The organism is Cupriavidus sp. 2KB_3 (assembly GCF_052115685.1).
Taxonomy (GTDB): Bacteria; Pseudomonadota; Gammaproteobacteria; order Burkholderiales; family Burkholderiaceae; genus Cupriavidus; species Cupriavidus campinensis.
In genome coordinates this window covers 32900-49668 of the sequence record NZ_JBFRHD010000002.1, presented here as the reverse complement: position 1 = coordinate 49668, position 16769 = coordinate 32900, and the positions used below count along the sequence as shown (strand labels likewise).

The 16769-nt window shown below is 67.1% G+C and carries 15 protein-coding genes and 1 tRNA gene; 7 read left to right on the top strand and 9 right to left on the bottom strand.

The annotated features are described in order from the left end of the window. Positions 1–341: 341 nt before the first annotated feature. Together AB4120_RS01995 and maiA are read left to right on the top strand one after the other, a co-directional pair. Positions 342–1043, top strand: coding sequence for a fumarylacetoacetate hydrolase family protein (locus AB4120_RS01995; protein WP_149136789.1), 702 nt, complete (start codon positions 342–344; stop codon positions 1041–1043). Positions 1044–1050: 7 nt separating this feature from the next. Continuing rightward, on the top strand, positions 1051–1695 hold the full coding sequence (gene maiA, locus AB4120_RS01990; RefSeq protein ID WP_187645187.1) for a maleylacetoacetate isomerase: 645 nt from the start codon (positions 1051–1053) through the stop codon (positions 1693–1695). A 94-nt stretch (positions 1696–1789) separates the two neighbouring features. Here maiA and AB4120_RS01985 read toward each other — a convergent pair whose 3' ends face one another. Together AB4120_RS01985 and ftsY are read right to left on the bottom strand one after the other, a co-directional pair. Next, a complete protein-coding gene (locus tag AB4120_RS01985; RefSeq protein ID WP_149136787.1) occupies positions 1790–4123 on the bottom strand; it encodes a carboxypeptidase regulatory-like domain-containing protein in 2334 nt (777 codons plus the stop codon). 235 nt (positions 4124–4358) lie between these two features. Then, positions 4359–5366: a signal recognition particle-docking protein FtsY gene (gene ftsY, locus AB4120_RS01980; RefSeq protein ID WP_149137595.1), complete on the bottom strand. Its 1008-nt coding sequence runs from the start codon at positions 5364–5366 to the stop codon at positions 4359–4361. 348 nt (positions 5367–5714) lie between these two features. On the opposite strand from ftsY, the gene AB4120_RS01975 reads away from it, so the two are divergent. From AB4120_RS01975 to AB4120_RS01955, 5 genes are all read left to right on the top strand, one after another. Beyond that, positions 5715–7265, top strand: coding sequence for a M16 family metallopeptidase (locus AB4120_RS01975; RefSeq protein ID WP_149136786.1), 1551 nt, complete (start codon positions 5715–5717; stop codon positions 7263–7265). 9 nt (positions 7266–7274) lie between these two features. Further along, positions 7275–8642 carry a M16 family metallopeptidase gene (locus tag AB4120_RS01970; RefSeq protein ID WP_149136785.1) on the top strand — a complete coding sequence of 456 codons (1368 nt, stop codon included), beginning with the start codon at positions 7275–7277 and terminating at the stop codon, positions 8640–8642. Positions 8643–8737: 95 nt separating this feature from the next. After that, positions 8738–9382 carry a 16S rRNA (guanine(966)-N(2))-methyltransferase RsmD gene (gene rsmD / locus AB4120_RS01965; protein WP_187645087.1) on the top strand — a complete coding sequence of 215 codons (645 nt, stop codon included), beginning with the start codon at positions 8738–8740 and terminating at the stop codon, positions 9380–9382. A 192-nt stretch (positions 9383–9574) separates the two neighbouring features. Then, complete coding sequence (gene coaD / locus AB4120_RS01960) at positions 9575–10060, top strand: pantetheine-phosphate adenylyltransferase (protein WP_011515175.1); 486 nt, start codon at positions 9575–9577, stop codon at positions 10058–10060. 65 nt (positions 10061–10125) lie between these two features. Further along, positions 10126–10386: a YfhL family 4Fe-4S dicluster ferredoxin gene (locus AB4120_RS01955; RefSeq protein ID WP_144198919.1), complete on the top strand. Its 261-nt coding sequence runs from the start codon at positions 10126–10128 to the stop codon at positions 10384–10386. A 108-nt stretch (positions 10387–10494) separates the two neighbouring features. On the opposite strand, the gene pth is transcribed toward AB4120_RS01955, so the two are convergent. The 7 genes from pth to AB4120_RS01920 all read right to left on the bottom strand — a co-directional run bounded on the left by pth (position 10495) and on the right by AB4120_RS01920 (position 16750). Further along, positions 10495–11091, bottom strand: coding sequence for an aminoacyl-tRNA hydrolase (pth, locus tag AB4120_RS01950; protein ID WP_441641802.1), 597 nt, complete (start codon positions 11089–11091; stop codon positions 10495–10497). 122 nt (positions 11092–11213) lie between these two features. Further along, positions 11214–11831 (bottom strand): 50S ribosomal protein L25/general stress protein Ctc, encoded by a 618-nt coding sequence (locus AB4120_RS01945; protein ID WP_144198915.1) that lies wholly within the window; start codon positions 11829–11831, stop codon positions 11214–11216. Between the two features lie 170 nt (positions 11832–12001). Then, positions 12002–12955, bottom strand: coding sequence for a ribose-phosphate pyrophosphokinase (locus AB4120_RS01940; protein WP_092291674.1), 954 nt, complete (start codon positions 12953–12955; stop codon positions 12002–12004). 98 nt (positions 12956–13053) lie between these two features. Further along, positions 13054–13130: transfer RNA gene (locus AB4120_RS01935), tRNA-Gln, on the bottom strand. A gap of 60 nt (positions 13131–13190) precedes the next feature. Then, a complete protein-coding gene (gene ispE / locus AB4120_RS01930) occupies positions 13191–14069 on the bottom strand; it encodes a 4-(cytidine 5'-diphospho)-2-C-methyl-D-erythritol kinase (protein ID WP_149136783.1) in 879 nt (292 codons plus the stop codon). After that, a complete protein-coding gene (locus AB4120_RS01925) occupies positions 14066–14680 on the bottom strand; it encodes an outer membrane lipoprotein LolB (protein ID WP_149136782.1) in 615 nt (204 codons plus the stop codon). Before AB4120_RS01925 ends, ispE begins: the two co-directional genes overlap by 4 nt. Positions 14681–14836: 156 nt before the next feature. Continuing rightward, positions 14837–16750 carry a tetratricopeptide repeat protein gene (locus tag AB4120_RS01920; protein WP_149136781.1) on the bottom strand — a complete coding sequence of 638 codons (1914 nt, stop codon included), beginning with the start codon at positions 16748–16750 and terminating at the stop codon, positions 14837–14839. Positions 16751–16769: the final 19 nt, after the last annotated feature.

The window sequence follows — 16769 nt, the reverse complement described above, 5'->3', positions numbered from 1 at the left end:
GCCGCTGCGGCGCACAAGACAGCGGAAAACTCGCCGGAAATCCCTATCGGGAGGCAGCGCGGGGCCGGTCCGCCCGGGGGCGGTGCGGACGGTGAGCCGTGGCGGGGCACGGGGGCCGAATAGGGGCCGAATGGGGGCCGAATAAGGGCGCGCCGGGCTGCGCGAACCAGTGCGAACCGGCCCGCCCCCGCAGCGCCACAGTTGTGCAATGCACCAGCCACGTGCGGGGGGGCGGGCACGCCCGTCGCGACTGTATGCGGCCGTACGCATGGGTGTATGCTTTTGGCCTACCGCGCCGCGCCGGCGCGGATTCCATCAGAAAAACAGTCTGGAGAGTTTGGATGACCGAGTTCGTTTTCGAGCCGCAAGCCCCCGTTGGCGTCCCTGTGCGCGGCAGCCGCGCAAGCTTTCCCGTGCGCCGGGTCTATTGCGTGGGCCGCAACTATGCCGCCCATGCGCGTGAAATGGGCTCGGACCCGGATCGTGAACCGCCGTTCTTCTTCTGCAAGCCGTCCGACGCGGTGAGCTACGTGGCCGACGGCACCGAAGGCACCTTCCCGTACCCCCCGGGCACCAGCAACTGCCACTATGAAGTGGAGCTGGTGGTGGCCATTGGCAAGGGTGGCAAGGACATCCCGGTCGAGCAGGCCGCCAGCCACGTCTACGGCTACGCCCTCGGCCTGGACATGACGCGCCGCGACCTCCAGAACGAATCGAAGAAGACCGGCCGCCCCTGGGAGACCGGCAAGGCATTCGACAAGTCGGCGCCGATCGGCCCGATCCTGCCGGTGTCCGAGATCGGCCATCCGCAGAAGGGTGCGGTCACGCTGGCGGTGAACGGCGTGGAGAAGCAGCGTGGCGACCTCTCGGACCTGATCTGGTCGGTGCCCGAGATGGTGTCGTACCTCTCGAAATTGTTCGAATTGCAGCCCGGCGACCTGATCTACAGCGGCACGCCCGAAGGCGTGGGCCCGGTGGTGAAGGGCGACGTCATGCTGTGCCGCATCGAGGGTGTGGGCGAGCTGACCGTCAAGGTGGTCTGAGCCGATGCTGAAGCTCTACAGCTACTTCCGCAGCTCGGCGTCGTTCCGCGTGCGCATCGCGCTGGAACTGAAGGGCCTGCCGTACGAGTACGCGGGCGTGCACCTGCTCAAGGAAGGCGGCATGCAGCTGAAGCCCGAGTATCGCGCGCTCAACGCCGATGGCGTGGTGCCGACGCTCGTGGCCGACGGCAAGCCGCTGATCCAGTCGATGGCGATCATCGAATACCTGGATGAAACGCACCCCGAGCCGCCGCTGCTGCCGGCCAACGCGCTGGACCGCGCCATCGTGCGCGGGCTGGCGCAGGAAATCGCCTGCGAGATCCATCCGCTGAACAACCTGCGTGTGCTGAAGTACCTCAAGCACACGCTGGGCGTGGCGGAGGAGGCGAAGGATGCGTGGTACCGGCACTGGATCGAGCAGGGCTTCGCCTCGCTCGAAGGCAACCTCCAGCAGATCGGCCGGGTAGGCCGCTACGCGTTTGGCGACACGCCAACGCTGATCGACCTCTGCCTGGTGCCGCAGGTGTTCAACGCGCACCGGTTCAACGTCGATCTGGACCGATATCCGCAGATCGCACGCATTCACGCGGCCTGCATGGAACTGGAAGCCTTCCAGAAGGCCGCGCCGGCGGCGCAGCCGGATAGCGAGTAGCCCGCTTTTATCGGATGTTTCCGATGTGGATGGTGTTGTAGGAAGCCCGGCAGCGATGCCGGGCTTTTTTGTTGCCGATTTGCCGATTTGCCGGTTACGGGGCCAACGGCTTGCAGGCCGTACTACCTTGTCCGACGATACATCGCGTCAGGCGGTTGCTGACGCCGCCGGCCGTCCACTGGGCCATCACGTAGAGATAGTCACTGCTCCACAGGCCAGGCTGACCGGCCATGCCCGAGAGGCGCCCATCCGGCGTGAGCGTCGGCCGCCACGCCGTAGCGGGGCAGGATGCGCCACTTCTCGTCAGGCACACCAGGCTCCAGGTGATCGGGGCCGTGACATCGAGTGCCGGGGCGGTGCTGCGGATCGCAAGCTGGCCGTCTTTGACCACGTATTGGCCGCTGGGAACGTCCACCCCGGACGCCGCCACCCTCGGCGTGGACAGGCCCACCGGCAAGTCGATGTCCACCTTGTCGCCCACCGGGTCTTCCACCGGCACCACCTTGAGCCGCATGACGCCACGCAGACCGGGTTTGTCCGGCGAGGTCGCGCGCAGCCAGAGCGACGGCACGGCGTAGCTCGCCCCGACGACCAGGTCCATCGTGTCAGTGGTGGGAGTGATGGGCGGGATGTCGGGCATGGTCAGGGTGCCATCGGCGGCTATGCTAGCGCCCGGCGCCCAAGAGGCGCAGTCGCTCACGCCATAGTTAATGTCCATGCCGCACGAGAGCTCCCACTGCACCGACCGCAACGGATGGCCCGCATTGCCGAAGTAGGCCTGGAAGGCGTCGTTGTGGAGGTTGTGGACCGGATAGGTCGGCAGACTGTGCAGGCCGCTGTCATCGGTGTACGTGGTCAGGTCATCGCTGGTGCGGCCGCCTGCGCCATAGCGCCGTCCGACGATGACGATCGACGGCGCTTCCAGCGTCACCCATGCCTGGCGCACGACTAGATGGTCGGCAGTGCTGCGCACGGTGATCAAGACCTGGCGGCCGCCCGCATCCAGCGCGGCGTCGAGATTGGCGCCGCGCGGGGAGCGGTAGAGCCCGCTCGCCGAAATCGTGCCGACTGCCGGGTTGCCGCCGGGTACGCCATCGACCAGCCATTCCAGGGGCGTCGTGCCAAGGTTGCGGGTGGCGAGTGCGAACTGGATTGTCTTGCCGCCGGCCTTGTCGGCATCGAAGAACACCAGCGACGCGGTACCGGGTGTCAAGTCGATCTGGGGCAGCCCGGACAGGCGCACCACCACTTCGTTGGTCGCGCGCCATTGCAGCTTGTTCACGCTGGCGCCGCCGCCGAGATTGCCGACGCGGACCGAGAACCGGCCGTCGACCGCATCGTCCGGCACGGACACGGACGTGACCCCGCCGTCAAGCGTGATGACGGCCTGGCCGCTGGTGGCATAGCCACCGGGTGCCTCGGTGAACGTGGCAGTCAGGTACGCGGGGCCGGAAACCGGCGCGCCGGCTTCATCGAGCACCTTGATCCGCATGGCGCGGGTGGTCCGGAAGTAGTCGCAATTCCACCAGCTGAAATGATCCACGTCGGCCTGCATCGCCAGCCCGGTAGGGCTGTCGGCCGATGCGATCACCGTGCCCGCGATGCCGGTGGCCTGCCGCCACTGACCAGTGTTGTCGTCCATGCTCCAGACCGGCACGGTATCGCCGGGCCTGAGCAGCTTGCCGTCCGGCGTGGTGGCGGCATAGAGCGGGACGGAGATCCGTGCGGTCTTGCCGGGCGCCAGTTGCAGCGGCTGGCCGTTCTGCGAGAACGAGAAATCGGCCATGCCCATGCTGACCATGATGCCGTCCACGCCCGCCTGGTTCAGGTAGGGCGTGCCCGGGAATCCATCCGGATTGCCGGCCGCGCTGTAGGGCGTGATGTCGATCTGCACGGTGCCGCTGACCGGCTTGCCGTCAGCGGTCACGAACGACCCCGGGGCCACGGTGACGCTGGCGCCGTCGCCGCCGGTATAGGTGCCGCCAGACTGGAAACCCGGCGCGGCGATGCGCCGCCCGACAGGCAGCAGCGTGGCCTCGATGCGCGCATCGCGCGTGGCGTTCACCGGCACCACCTGCTCGACATAGCCGGCTTTGGACAGCCGCACCACGGCCTTGCCGGCGGGCACCGCGAGCGCGGCGAAGTCGCCGCTGGCCGAGGTGGCGCCCTGCGCGACCATCGCCTTGCCATCGGCGTCGAACACCTTGACGGTGACATCGGCGGCAAGACCGTAGGGGTCGCCCCCGCCGGCCGCCTGGTAGACCTGGCCCGACAGGGCGATGGTCTGGCGCGGCGCGGGTTGGGGGTCGGCCTTGCCGGTGCCACCTCCGCCGCCATCGTCATCGCCGCCGCAAGCCGCCATCAGCGTGGCGACGCACAGCGATCCAAGCCAGCCGCGCATCCTGCGTGGCTTCAACGTTGCATTCATGGTTCTCGTCCTCAGGTGAGAAATGCTGGGGGCGTGCCATTGCAGCAGCCATCCCGGGGACGATGTTTGATGTCCGTCAACGTTGGCCACGCAGCCAATTCGGCCCGCTCCGGCGGGCAAACGGGCCTGTGGCGCGGCCAGGTTGCAGCGAAGCCGTAGCGATAAAACGAGAATGGCGAGCCCGGGGGCTCGCCATGCTGGTCTTGCAGGGGAGGCTGGCCAGAGCCAGCCATGCTCACCCGAGTAGCGCTTCAGCGAATTCTTCCGCCTTGAACGGCTGAAGATCTTCCACCTTCTCGCCCACGCCGATGAAGTACACCGGCACCGGGCGTTGCCGGGCGATGGCGGCGAGGATGCCGCCCTTGGCCGTGCCGTCCAGCTTGGTCACGATCAGGCCGGTCAGGCCCAGCGCGTCATCGAAGGCGCGGGTCTGGGACAGGGCGTTCTGCCCGGTGTTGGCATCGATCACCAGCAGCACCTCGTGCGGGGCCGTCGGCATCGACTTGCCGATCACGCGCTTCACCTTCTTCAGTTCTTCCATCAGATGCAGCTGCGTGGGCAGGCGCCCCGCGGTGTCCGCCATCACGATGTCGATCTTGCGCGCGCGCGCCGCGTTCACGGCATCGAAGATCACCGCCGCCGGGTCGCCGCCTTCCTGAGCCACCACGGTGACGTTGTTGCGCTCGCCCCAGATCGTCAGTTGCTCGCGTGCGGCGGCGCGGAAGGTGTCACCGGCCGCCAGCAGCACCGACTGGTGATAGGCCTGGAAGTGCTTGCAGAGCTTGCCGATGCTGGTGGTCTTGCCGGCGCCGTTCACGCCCGCGATCATCATCACCAGCGGTTGCTCGCGGCCCAGCTCCATGGTCTTCTCAAGCGGGCGCAGCAGGTCGGTCAGCAACTCGCGCAGGGCGGTCTTCACGCCCTCGGCGGTCTCGAGCCGCTCGTTCTTCACGCGGCGGCGGAGTTCGCCGAGCAGGAATTCGGTGGCTTCCACGCCGGCGTCGGCCATCAGCAGCGCGGTTTCGAGTTCCTCGAACAGCGCCTCGTCCACCTTCACGCCGACGAACAGCGTGCCGAGGTTCCGGCTCGTCTTCGACAGCCCGGCACGCAGGCGCGTCATCCAGCCGCGCTTGGCCTCGGCGGTCTGGGCCGGCGGCGGCGTCAGTTCGAGTTCCTCGACAACCGGCGGCTCATAGGCGACCGGCGCCGGCGGCGGAGGCGGCACCTGGGCGGGAACGGGGATCGGGACGGGCACCGGAGCGGGGGCCGGTGCAGGGGCCGGAACCGGGGCGGGGACAGGAACAGGCACCGGAACAGGCACCGGAACAGGCACCGGCACGGGGACCGGAACCGGCGCTGGGGCGGGGACAGGCAAGGGCGCCGGGGCCGGGCTGGGCGACGGCTGGGGTTGGGGGACAGCGGTGGGCGAGGCCACCGGTGCCGGCGTGATGGCCGGCGCCGGCTCGGCAGCCGGCGGCTCGGCGGGCGCAGGGGCCGGCTCGGCCTTGCGCTTCTTCCAGAAACTAAACATTGGGAAAGGGGTCAATACCCCGGTAGAATCAATCGCCAAAATTCTAGCAGACGGGGTCGCATGAACCATTGCGCTGTCTTGTCCGGAGCGGGCGCCGCCCAAATCCGATCACTGTCCACCGCCCGCCTCTCGCGGCGCGTCCTTCCCACCCTGGTTGCTGCTATCGCCTTCTCCGGCTTGTCAGGATTGCCCGGATTTGGCGGATCCGCCGGATTCATTGGATCGGCGATGGCCCAGACTACGGCGCCCACGCCGCAGGCCCCGCCCTCCGGGGCGCGGACCGCCTCCGCGGTGGGCCAGCCCCAGGCGGGCACCACCGAATTCCAGCTCTCCAACGGCCTGCGCGTGATCGTCAAGGAAGACCATCGCGCGCCCACCGTGGCGCACCAGATCTGGTACCGCACGGGCGGCAGCGACGAGGTGAGCGGCACCACGGGCGTGGCCCACATGCTTGAACACATGATGTTCAAGGGCACGCCGAAGGTGCCGGTGGGCGAGTTCTCGCGCCAGATCGCCTTGCTCGGCGGCCGCGAGAACGCCTTGACCAACCGCGACTTCACGCTCTACTACCAGCAGATCGCCAAGCAGTACCTGCCGAAGATGATGGAGCTGGAGGCCGACCGCATGGCCAACCTCATCATCAAGAAGGACGAATTCGATCGCGAGATGAAGGTCGTGATGGAGGAGCGCCGCCTGCGCACCGACGATTCCCCGCGCGGCACCGTCTACGAACAGTTGCTGGCCACGGTCTACACCGCCGCCGCCTACCGGCATCCGGTGATCGGCTGGATGGACGATCTCGTCAACATGCGCGTGGAGGACGTGCAGGCCTGGTACAAGGCCTGGTACGTGCCGAACAATGCGATGCTGGTGGTGACGGGCGACGTCAAGCCGGACGAGGTGCGCGCGCTGGCCGAACGCTACTACGGCAAGCTCAAGCCGCGCCCGCTGCCGCTGCGCAAGACCCAGCTCGAAGCCGCCCAGAAGGGCATCAAGCGCATCTGGGTCAAGGCGCCGGCCGAGAACCCCTACATGGTCATGGCCTACAAGGTGCCGCGCCTGCATGACGTGGAGAAGGACGTCGATCCGTACGCGCTGGAGGTGCTGTCCGCCGTGCTGAACGGCTACGACAACGCCCGCCTGACCCGCGAACTGGTGCGCGAGCAGCGTCTGGCCGACGACGTGAACGTGGGCTACGACAGCATCAATCGCGGCGAATCGCTGTTCGTGCTCGACGGCACCCCGGCCAACGGCCACACCACCGACGAGATCGAAAAGGCCCTGCGCGAGGAGATCCAGCGCATTGCGAAGAACGGCGTGTCCGAGGAAGAGCTCAAGCGCGTCAAGGCGCAGGTGGTGGCGGGCCAGATCTACAAGCGCGATTCGGTATTCGGGCAGGGCATGGAGATCGGCACGGCCGAGATCTCGGGCATCTCCTGGCGCCAGATCGACCGCATGCTCGACAAGGTCAAGGAAGTCACGCCGGCCCAGGTGCAAGCCGTGGCGGCAAAGTATTTCAATGATGACAACCTGACCGTGGCCACGCTGGTGCCGCAACCAATCGACCCCAACAAGCCCAAAACCGCCGCCCCCGAAGGGCTGCGTCACTGAGGAGCCACGATGTCCTTGTCCGTCATGACGATTGCCTCGCCACGGATGGTGCGCCGGCTGGCCGCGGTGGCCTGCGGGGCGGTTGCCCTCCTGGCCGGCTCCGTGGCCCAGGCTGCGCTGCCCATCGAGAACTGGACGGCCTCTACCGGCGCGAAGGTGTTCTTCGTGCCGAGTCCGTCGATCCCGATGCTCGATGTCAATATCGATTTCGACGCCGGCGGCCGCTACGACCCGCCCGGCAAGGCCGGACTGGCCACGCTGACCGCCGCGCTGCTCGACAAGGGCGCGGCCGCCCAGGACGGCCAGCCCGCGCGCAATGAAGCCCAGGTGGCCGATGCCTTTGCCGACACGGGCGCCGATTTTGGCGGCGCGGCCGGCGGCGACCGTGGCGGCATCGGGCTGCGCACGCTGACGGCCTCGCCCGAACGTGAGCAGTCACTGCGGCTGGCCGGGCAGCTGATCAAGGCGCCGACCTATCCGGCAGCCGTGGTCGAGCGCGAGAAGCAGCGCCTGATCACTGCCATCCGCGAGGGCGACTCGCGCCCCGGCGTGATTGCGGACAAGACGCTGTCGAAGGCCGTGTATCCGAACCATCCGTACGGGGTCTCGGCCACGCCGGAATCGGTGGCCGCCATCTCGCGCGACGACCTGCTCAAGTTCTGGCGCGACAACTACACCGCCAAGCGCGCCGTGGTGACGCTGATCGGCGCCATCGACCGCAAGCAGGCCGAGCAGATCGCCGAGGACCTGACGCGCGGGCTGCCCGAAGGCGTGGCGGCGCCCAAGGTGCCGGACGTGCAGATGACGATTCCGGGCAGCGAGAAGCGCATCCCCCATCCGGCGCAACAGGCCAGCGTGGCGATGGGCCAGCCGGCCATCGCGCGCGGCGATCCCGATTACTTCGCCCTGCTGGTTGGCAACTACGTGCTCGGTGGCGGCGGGTTCAGCTCGCGGCTGACCGACCAGGTACGCGAGAAGCGCGGGCTTACCTACGGCGTGGACAGCTATTTCGCGCCGGCAAAGCAGCCCGGGCCCTTCGGCATCACGCTCCAGACCAAGAAGGAGAACACCGACGAGGCGCTGCGGCTGGTGCGCGAGATCCTGAAGCAGTACGTGCAGACCGGCCCGACCGACGCCGAACTGCGCGCCGCCAAGGACAACCTCGTCAATGGCTTCCCGCTGCGCATCGACAGCAACCGCAAGCTGCTGACCAACGTGGCGAACATCGGCTGGTATGGCCTGCCGCTCGACTACCTCGACACCTGGACGGCGCAGATCGGCAAGGTCACGCGCGAGCAGGTACGGGCGGCTTTCCAGAAGCATGTGCATCCGGATGCCATGGCCACGGTCATCGTGGGCGGCCCGGCGCAGCCCTGAGTTGGCGCTGCATCGATCGTTGAGAGGATTCTGATTGTGAAGCCGCGCAGCCGCCAGAGGGTGTGGCGGGGCGCGGCAGGCTCTACAATCACGGCATGAATTCGCGCACCAGACCGTCGCCCGCACCGCGCGGGCGATCTGCTTCTCCCTCCCCCCGCCAGGCGCCGGCGCAGGTCCGCATCATCGGCGGACGCTGGAAACGCTCGCTGCTGCCGGTCCTCGAGGCCGAAGGGCTGCGGCCTACGCCTGACCGCGTTCGGGAAACCCTGTTCAACTGGCTGGGTCAGGACATGTCCGGGATGACCTGCCTCGACCTGTTTGCCGGCTCCGGCGCACTTGGCTTCGAGGCGGCATCCCGTGGCGCGGCCGCCGTCACGCTGGTCGAGGCCAATCCGCGCGTGGCGCGCCAGTTGCGCGACAATCAGTACCGATTCGACGCCGCGCAGGTCAAGGTGATCCAGGGCGATGCCTTCGCCGTGGCCGCGCAGATGCCGGGGGCCAGCTTCGACGTGATTTTCCTCGACCCGCCGTTCGCCGAGGACTGGCTCGGGCCGGCGCTCGAGCACGCGGCGCGGCTGTCGCGGCCGGGCGGGGCGGTCTATGTGGAGACCGACCACGCGCTGATCGGGCCCGATGCGCCGGTGCCAGCTTCGCTCGAGATCGTGCGGCAGGCCCGTGCGGGCGCGGTGTACTTCCACCTGCTCCAGCACAAGGTGCCGGGGCAGGGCGAGCCAGGGTAGTCGTACGACGAGTTGCCGCGCCGGGCAAGCGTTTGCGGGCGTGCTGCAATGCCGCAGAAAGCCTGTGGGTGGCCTTCCAAATGCCGCATTTGGCGTTACACTACGCCGCTGTTGTTTGTTCAACGCTCGTCACGCAGCCAGAATCCATCGATCGGCCACAAGGCCGGCAGCGGGCACCCCAAAGGAGGAAATATGGTCGTCGCGGTCTATCCCGGTACATTCGATCCCATGACCCGGGGACACGAGGATCTCGTCCGTCGCGCGTCGAATATCTTCGACGAGCTGGTGGTCGGCGTGGCGCACAGCCCCAACAAGCGCCCGTTCTTCTCGCTGGAGGAGCGCATCGGTATTGCGCGGGAGGTGCTCGGGCACTATCCCAATGTGCGCGTGGAAGGCTTCTCGGGCCTGCTCAAGGACTTCGTGCGCAAGAACAATGCGCGCGTGATCGTGCGCGGCCTGCGCGCGGTGTCGGACTTCGAGTACGAGTTCCAGATGGCCGGCATGAACCGCTACCTGCTGCCGGACGTGGAAACGATGTTCCTGACCCCCTCGGACCAGTACCAGTTCATCTCGGGCACTTTCGTGCGCGAGATTGCCGTACTGGGCGGCGATGTCAGCAAGTTCGTCTTCCCCTCGGTGGAGCGCTGGCTGCAAGAGAAGATCGGCAAAGCGGAATAGAATGTAGCCTTCGAACCCGCCGACGCGGCCAGTCGGGCGCGGGCGGGTCGCAGGAAGGAAATATCATGGCGCTATTGATCACTGACGACTGCATCAACTGCGACGTTTGTGAGCCCGAGTGCCCGAACGAAGCGATTTCGATGGGGCCCGAGATCTACGAGATCGACCCCAACAAGTGCACCGAATGCGTCGGCCACTTTGACGAACCGCAATGCCAGCAGGTATGCCCGGTGGCTTGTATTCCGAAGGACCCGAACCGTGTGGAGTCCCACGAGGTGCTGATGCAACGCTACCGGCTGCTGACCGCGGCACGGCATGCGGCTTGAGCATTATTCAGCACTGAGGCCATTTCGTTCCGGGTTGTCCGGCCAATAAAAAACCCCGCACTGCGGGGTTTTTTATTGTCTGCTGCCGGCGAGGCCGCACATCGACCTTCACTTGCCGGTGTGCAGTTCCATCATCGCGCGCTCGTTCTCGCCACGCGCCAGCAGGCCCAGCGGGCCGATGCTACGGTCGATGGCAGCGTCGATGGCTTCCTGCTCTTCCTTGCGTGGCGGCTTGAGCACATAGTTGACCACGTCCTCGCGACCCGCCCCGGCACCGCCCGGCGCATTGCGGGGATGGCCCACGCCTAGCCGCAGGCGCCAGTACTCCTGGGTGGTCAGGTGTGCGGCAATGTCCTTGAGCCCGTTGTGGCCGCCCGCGCCGCCGCCGCGCTTGAGCTTGACCGCGCCCGCGGGCAGGTCCATCTCGTCATGCGCGACCAGGATCTCGTCCGGCAGGATCTTGTAGAAGCGCGCCAGCGACACCACGGCGAGCCCCGAGCGGTTCATGAACGTGGACGGCTTGAGCAGCCAGATGTCCTGGTCCCAGAGCCGGGCGCGTCCGGCCAGGCCGTGGAAGCGGCCCTCCACGCGCAGCGTTGTGCCGCCCATGCGGGCGAGCTGGTCGACGAGCCAGAAGCCGGCGTTGTGCCGCGTGGCCTCGTATTCCGCCCCGGGATTGCCGAGGCCGACGATGAGCTTGATCATGCGATGAATCGGGAAGGTCGGGAGGGTCTGGCGCGAGACAGCATACGTCAAAACGCTGGCGAAAATCCCGCGCGAAAAAAAACCGCCGGCGAACCGGCGGTTTCTTCGATGCGCGAGAAGGCTTAGGCAGCCGGCGTTTCGCCAGCGGCTTCGCCACCTTCAGCAGCTTCGGACACACCGCCGGCCGGCAGCGAGATGCTGGCGATGGCGGGGTTGTCGTCACCGTGGGTGATGGCGGTCACGCCCTTCGGCAGCTTCACGTCCGACAGGTGCAGGGTCTGGCCCAGTTCAGCCTGGCCCAGATCCACTTCGATGAACTCGGGCAGGTCGGCCGGCAGGCACGACACTTCCAGGTCGTTCAGGATGTGGTTCACGATGCCGTGGCCCAGCTTCACGCCAGGAGCGGACTCCTGGTTCATGAAGTGCAGGGGCACCTTCACGTGGATCTTGTCGGTGGCCGACACACGCTGGAAATCAACGTGCAGCACCAGCGGCTTGAACGGGTGCATCTGGAACGCGCGCAGCAGCGCCTTCTCGGACGAACCGCCCACTTCCAGGTCCAGGATCGACGAGTGGAACGCTTCCTTCTTCAGGGCGTGCCACAGCGCGTTGTGATCCAGTTCGATCATCTTGGGCTCGGCGGCGCCGCCATAGATGATGCCCGGGGTCTTGCCGGAATTGCGCAGGCGGCGGCTCGCACCCGTTCCCTGTACGCTACGCTCGAAAGCGATGACTTTCATGGTGTACTCCAAATAGTAAGAGGGCTGTCCGCGACCAGACAGCCTCGACTGAAGCGGCACGACGAAAATGTTATGCCGCTTGAAGCACATTGGCCGCCAAACCTGGCAGCCAATGCGGTAAAGCCCAAAATTCTAGCAGGTATCGCTATGCAGCGGCTACCCAGCGCGCATCAGTGGTCGGCAAACAGCGACATGATCGAGTCGCCCTTCACGATCCGGGTGAAGGTCTCGGCCAGCAGCGGGGCGGTGGAGACCTGGCGGATCTTGCCGGACTGGCGTGCCTCGTCGGACAGCGGGATGGTGTCGCACACCACCACTTCGTCCAGCTCGGACGCCGCGATGCGGGCTGCGGCACCGCCCGACAGCACCGGATGGGTACAGTAGGCGAAAACCTTCAGCGCGCCGCGCTCCTTGAGCACCTGGGCAGCCTTGCACAGGGTGCCGCCGGTGTCGATCATGTCGTCCATGATCACGCAGTTGCGGCCTGCCACTTCACCGATGATGTTCATCACCTCGGCCACATTGGCCTTGGGACGACGCTTGTCGATGATCGCGAGGTCGCAGTTCAGTTGCTTGGCCAGCGCACGGGCGCGGACCACGCCGCCAACATCGGGCGAGACGACGAGCAGGTCGCCGTAGTTCTTCTCGCGCAGGTCGCCAAGCAGCACGGGCGACGCGTAGATGTTGTCGACGGGAATATCGAAGAAGCCCTGGATCTGGTCGGCGTGCAGGTCCATCGTCAGGACGCGCTCCACACCGGCCACTTCGAGCATGTTGGCCACGATCTTGGCCGAGATGGCCACACGCGCCGAACGCGGGCGACGATCCTGGCGGGCATAGCCGAAGTACGGCATGGCGGCGGTGATGCTGCGGGCCGAGGCGCGCTTGAGTGCGTCGACCATCACCATCAGTTCCATCAGGTTGTCGTTGGTCGGCGCGCAGGTGGACTGCAGCACGATGACGTGCTTGCCGCGAACGTTTTCCTGGATTTCGACCTGGACTTCGCCGTCGGAAAAACGGCCTACCAGCGCCTTGCCCAGCGGAATGCCGAGGTGCTGTACGACAGCCTCCGCGAGTTTGGGGTTGGCGTTGCCGGTAAATACCATCAAGCCTTCGCTGCTCATTCGGGGCACCTGTCTTGCTGCTGGGGGAGATTTTTGGGCCGCCGGCCAGTGCCGGCAGCCGATTCTGCGAGTGTTCGTCAGAACACTATAGGAAGTAATGGCAGGGGAGGAAGGATTCGAACCCTCGCATGCCGGAATCAAAATCCGGTGCCTTGACCAGCTTGGCGACTCCCCTACACAACCTTTATCGACTGTCGCGGCGCCAAACTGAAGCACCTCGCCAGACGAAATCTTGCTATGCGAACGTTGCGAGCGGGTGATGCGACAAACTACTCACACACCGGCCATCCCATTCCGATGGCACCTGTTCCACAACCTGCTGCGCAGTTTGCTGATCGTCGAAACGGGCAAACACGCAGGCTCCGGAACCGGTCATCCTTGCATGCGGACTGTATTGTCTCAGCCATTCAAGGGCTCGGGCAACTCCGCCGAATTTCGCTGTTGCTATCGCTTGCAGGTCGTTGCGACCGAAAGCGAATTTGTTTGTGCAAGCAGCGAAGTCCGTAATTATGGAGATAGGCGTATCCCTTGTCAAGCGTTCGTCCGAAAAAATTGCAGCGGTGGGCACATGCTGGCGCGGGTGGATGACGACGAACCAGCTGGACGGCAAATCCACTGGGGTCAACTCCTCGCCCACTCCTTCCGCGAAGGCGTTCTGGCCGAAGACGAACACCGGCACATCGGCACCCAGCGAGAGGCCGATCCGCATCAGTTCGGCACGCGGCAGCCGCACGCCCCAGAGGTGGTTCAGGGCCAGCAGCGTGGTGGCTGCGTCGGAAGATCCGCCGCCGATGCCGCCGCCCATCGGCAGTTGCTTGTCGATGGCGATGTCCGCGCCGAACTGCGTGCCGCTGGCCTGCTGCAAGGCACGCGCCGCGCGCACGACAAGGTCGGTGTCGGCGGGCACGCCGGGGATGTCGGTGGTGCGGGCAATCACGCCGTCGTCGCGGCGGTGAAAGTGCAGGGTGTCCGACCAGTCGATCAGCTGGAATACGGTCTGGAGCGTGTGGTAGCCGTCCGGACGGCGCCCGGTCACGTGCAGGAACAGGTTGAGCTTGGCCGGCGCCGGGCAGTCGCGCAGATCCGGGGGCGGCAGCAAGGTCTCGACGGTCATTGGCGCGCCTCCGGGTCGATCACGAGCCGCACGGTCAGCGGCGACGGGCCGCCATCGCGCGCCATGTCGATGCGGCGCGGCCGGGCGGTGGCCACGGTGGCGTCTTGCGGCGGTTCCTGCCAGTCCACATAGCGGACGGTCCAGCCGGCTTGCGTGATGGTGTCCAGGCGGCCGCGCACGTCGCGCGTGGCATTGGCCGGCGCGCCCGGTGCGGGGCGGCCGTGCAGCCAGTCGCGCATGCCCGAGACGGGCAGCGAGAAGCCCAGCGCCTGTTCCATCAGCGCGTCCACCTCCGGGGCGTTGCGCGGCGGTTCATTGGGCAGGTCGAGCGTGGCGCCCGAGGGCGTGGAGGTCACCACGGCCAGCGTCTGGCCCAGCGGCGAGACCAGGTCCAGCCGCACGTTGCGCCCCTGTTCCTCCCAGCGGAAGCTGCCCTGCACGCCTTCGTTGCGGCCATAGCGGGTGTAGTTGGCGGCGAAGCGGCCCGAGTAGTGCTCGCTGCGGGCGGTCTCGCTGGCGTCGAAGCCGCGCGAAGGCGCCACGCTGGCGCAGCCGGCCACCCAGAGCGGGGCGGCAAGGCAGAACAGGGCCAGGCGACGGGATCGGAGCATGGTCATGAGTCGTCGGTCGGAAAAATCGGGATGTATGGCGATGAGTGGCGATGTGTGGCAATGGCCGCCGGGGGGCAGCCTGCGCACGACAGCGCCCGGCGCCCTCCATCGCATGGCTTTGCATCCGATGGGAGGCCGCCCGGGCCGGTTGGCAGCTTACTTGGACAGCAGCACGTTCTGGTTGTAACGGCGCAGCGTGTCGATCAGGGTCTGGTTCTCGGGCTCCGCCTTGGCGGCCTCGGTCCAGGTGCGGCGCGCCTCGTCATGCTGGCCCAGTTGCCAGAGCACCTCGCCCAGATGCGCGCCGATTTCGGCCTCGGGCGCCTTCGAGTAGGCGTTGCGCAGCAACTCGGCGGCCGGTTGCAGCTCACCCTGGCGATACTTCACCCAGCCCAGGCTGTCCATGATGTAGGGATCGTCCGGGCCCAGTTCGGATGCGCGCTCCAGCAGCTTGCGGGCCTCCGCCAGCCGCTCGTTGCGGTCGGCCAGCGAGTAGCCGAGCGCGTTGTAGCCCTGCTTCTGCTCAGGCTGCATGGCAATGACCTTGCGCAGGCCGCGTTCCATGCTGTCGTAGCGCTTCTCGCGCTCGTCGAGCATCGCCAGTTCGTAGATCCAGTCGGCATTGTCCGGCTCCACGCGCACCCGTTCCTCCAGTGACTTGCGCGCGCGGTCGTAGGCCTTGGCGTCAATCAGCGTGGCGACTTCGGCCTGGCGGATCGCGGTCATGCGCTGGCCGCGCTGGCCAGGGTCGGCGATGTCCTCGGCATCGGCCAGCATGTCGCTGAACACGGCCTGGGCGTCGTCGAGCTTGCCCATGCGCGCCAGCAGCTGCGCGCGCTTGGCCTGGGCGGCCGGCGCCAGTCGGCTGTCCTCGATGCGGTCGAGCCACTGGATGGCCTGCGCATAGTCCTTCTTTTCCTCGGCGATCTGCGCCAGGTACTGGAAGGCGACGTCCGGATTGGCGGCCGGGGATTTCTCGGCCATGCGCAGGTATTCCTGCAGGTAGCGCTCGGCGTCGTCGTAGCTGCGCGCCTGGAGGCTGGTCAGGCCCAGCGCCAGCGGCACGCGCGGGTCGTTCGGGGCGACCTTGCGCAGGGCCTCGAACTCGGCGCGCGCGGCTTCCATGTCGTTCTTCTGCAGGTACAGCCGGGCCAGTGTGATATGGCCGTTGACCGAGGCCGGCGCCTTGGCCAGGAAGCGCTTGAGCAGGGCGATGGACTTGTCCGGTGCGCTTTCGGCCTGGAGTTCGGCGGCCATCAGCGCGGCGGCTTCGAGGTCGGGCTTGATGCGCAGCGCCTCGTCCAGCTCGGCCAGCGCGCCGGCGTTGTCGCCGGCTGCTTCCTTGGCGCGGGCGAGGGCCAGGTGCGTCTCGGCGAATTTGGTGTCGTTGGCGGTCACGCGCTGGAGCACGGCCACGGCGCCGGCCGGGTCGCTGGTGCGAGAGATCTGCTGCTGCATCTGCAGGATGGCTTCCGGGCGCTGGCCCGGGGGCGAACTGGCCAGCTGCTGCACCAGCAGCGGCTCGGCCTCGTCCCAGCGGCCGTTCAGCACCAGCAGGGTGGAGAGCACCTGGCGCGCGGCGGGCGAGGTGGGCGCCAGTTCGGTCCAGAGCCGGGCGGCATCCAGCGCCTGCTGCGAAATCCGCGCGTTGAACGCGATTTCCGTGGCGCGCTGGGCCAGGCGCGGGTCGCGCGTCTGGCGCGCGAGGTCCATGTAGGTGCGGTAGGCGGTGCCGACCAGGCCACGCTGGAGCGAGATCTCGGCCGCCAGCACCCGGTAGAGGATGTCTGGCGTCAGCGACACATTCGGCAGCGGCGTGCGCGGCGCACGGGGCTTGGTCAGGGAGGCCGGCGGCGGCACCTCGATGGCTTCCTCATCGCCCTGCGCCAGGCGGGGCGGCGCGGCGTGCGCCACGGTGGCGAATGCGCCAAATGCGAGGCAGGCAGAGACGGCCAGCGCACGCGCATGGCGGCGCAAGCCGCTGGCGGGGCCGGCGGGCGCGGCGGGAAATGCTGTCATCGGAAAGAGGTCCGGGCGCATGGCCTGAAGGGACGAACGGAAGTCCGGCATGAAATCGATGCTCCGGGCG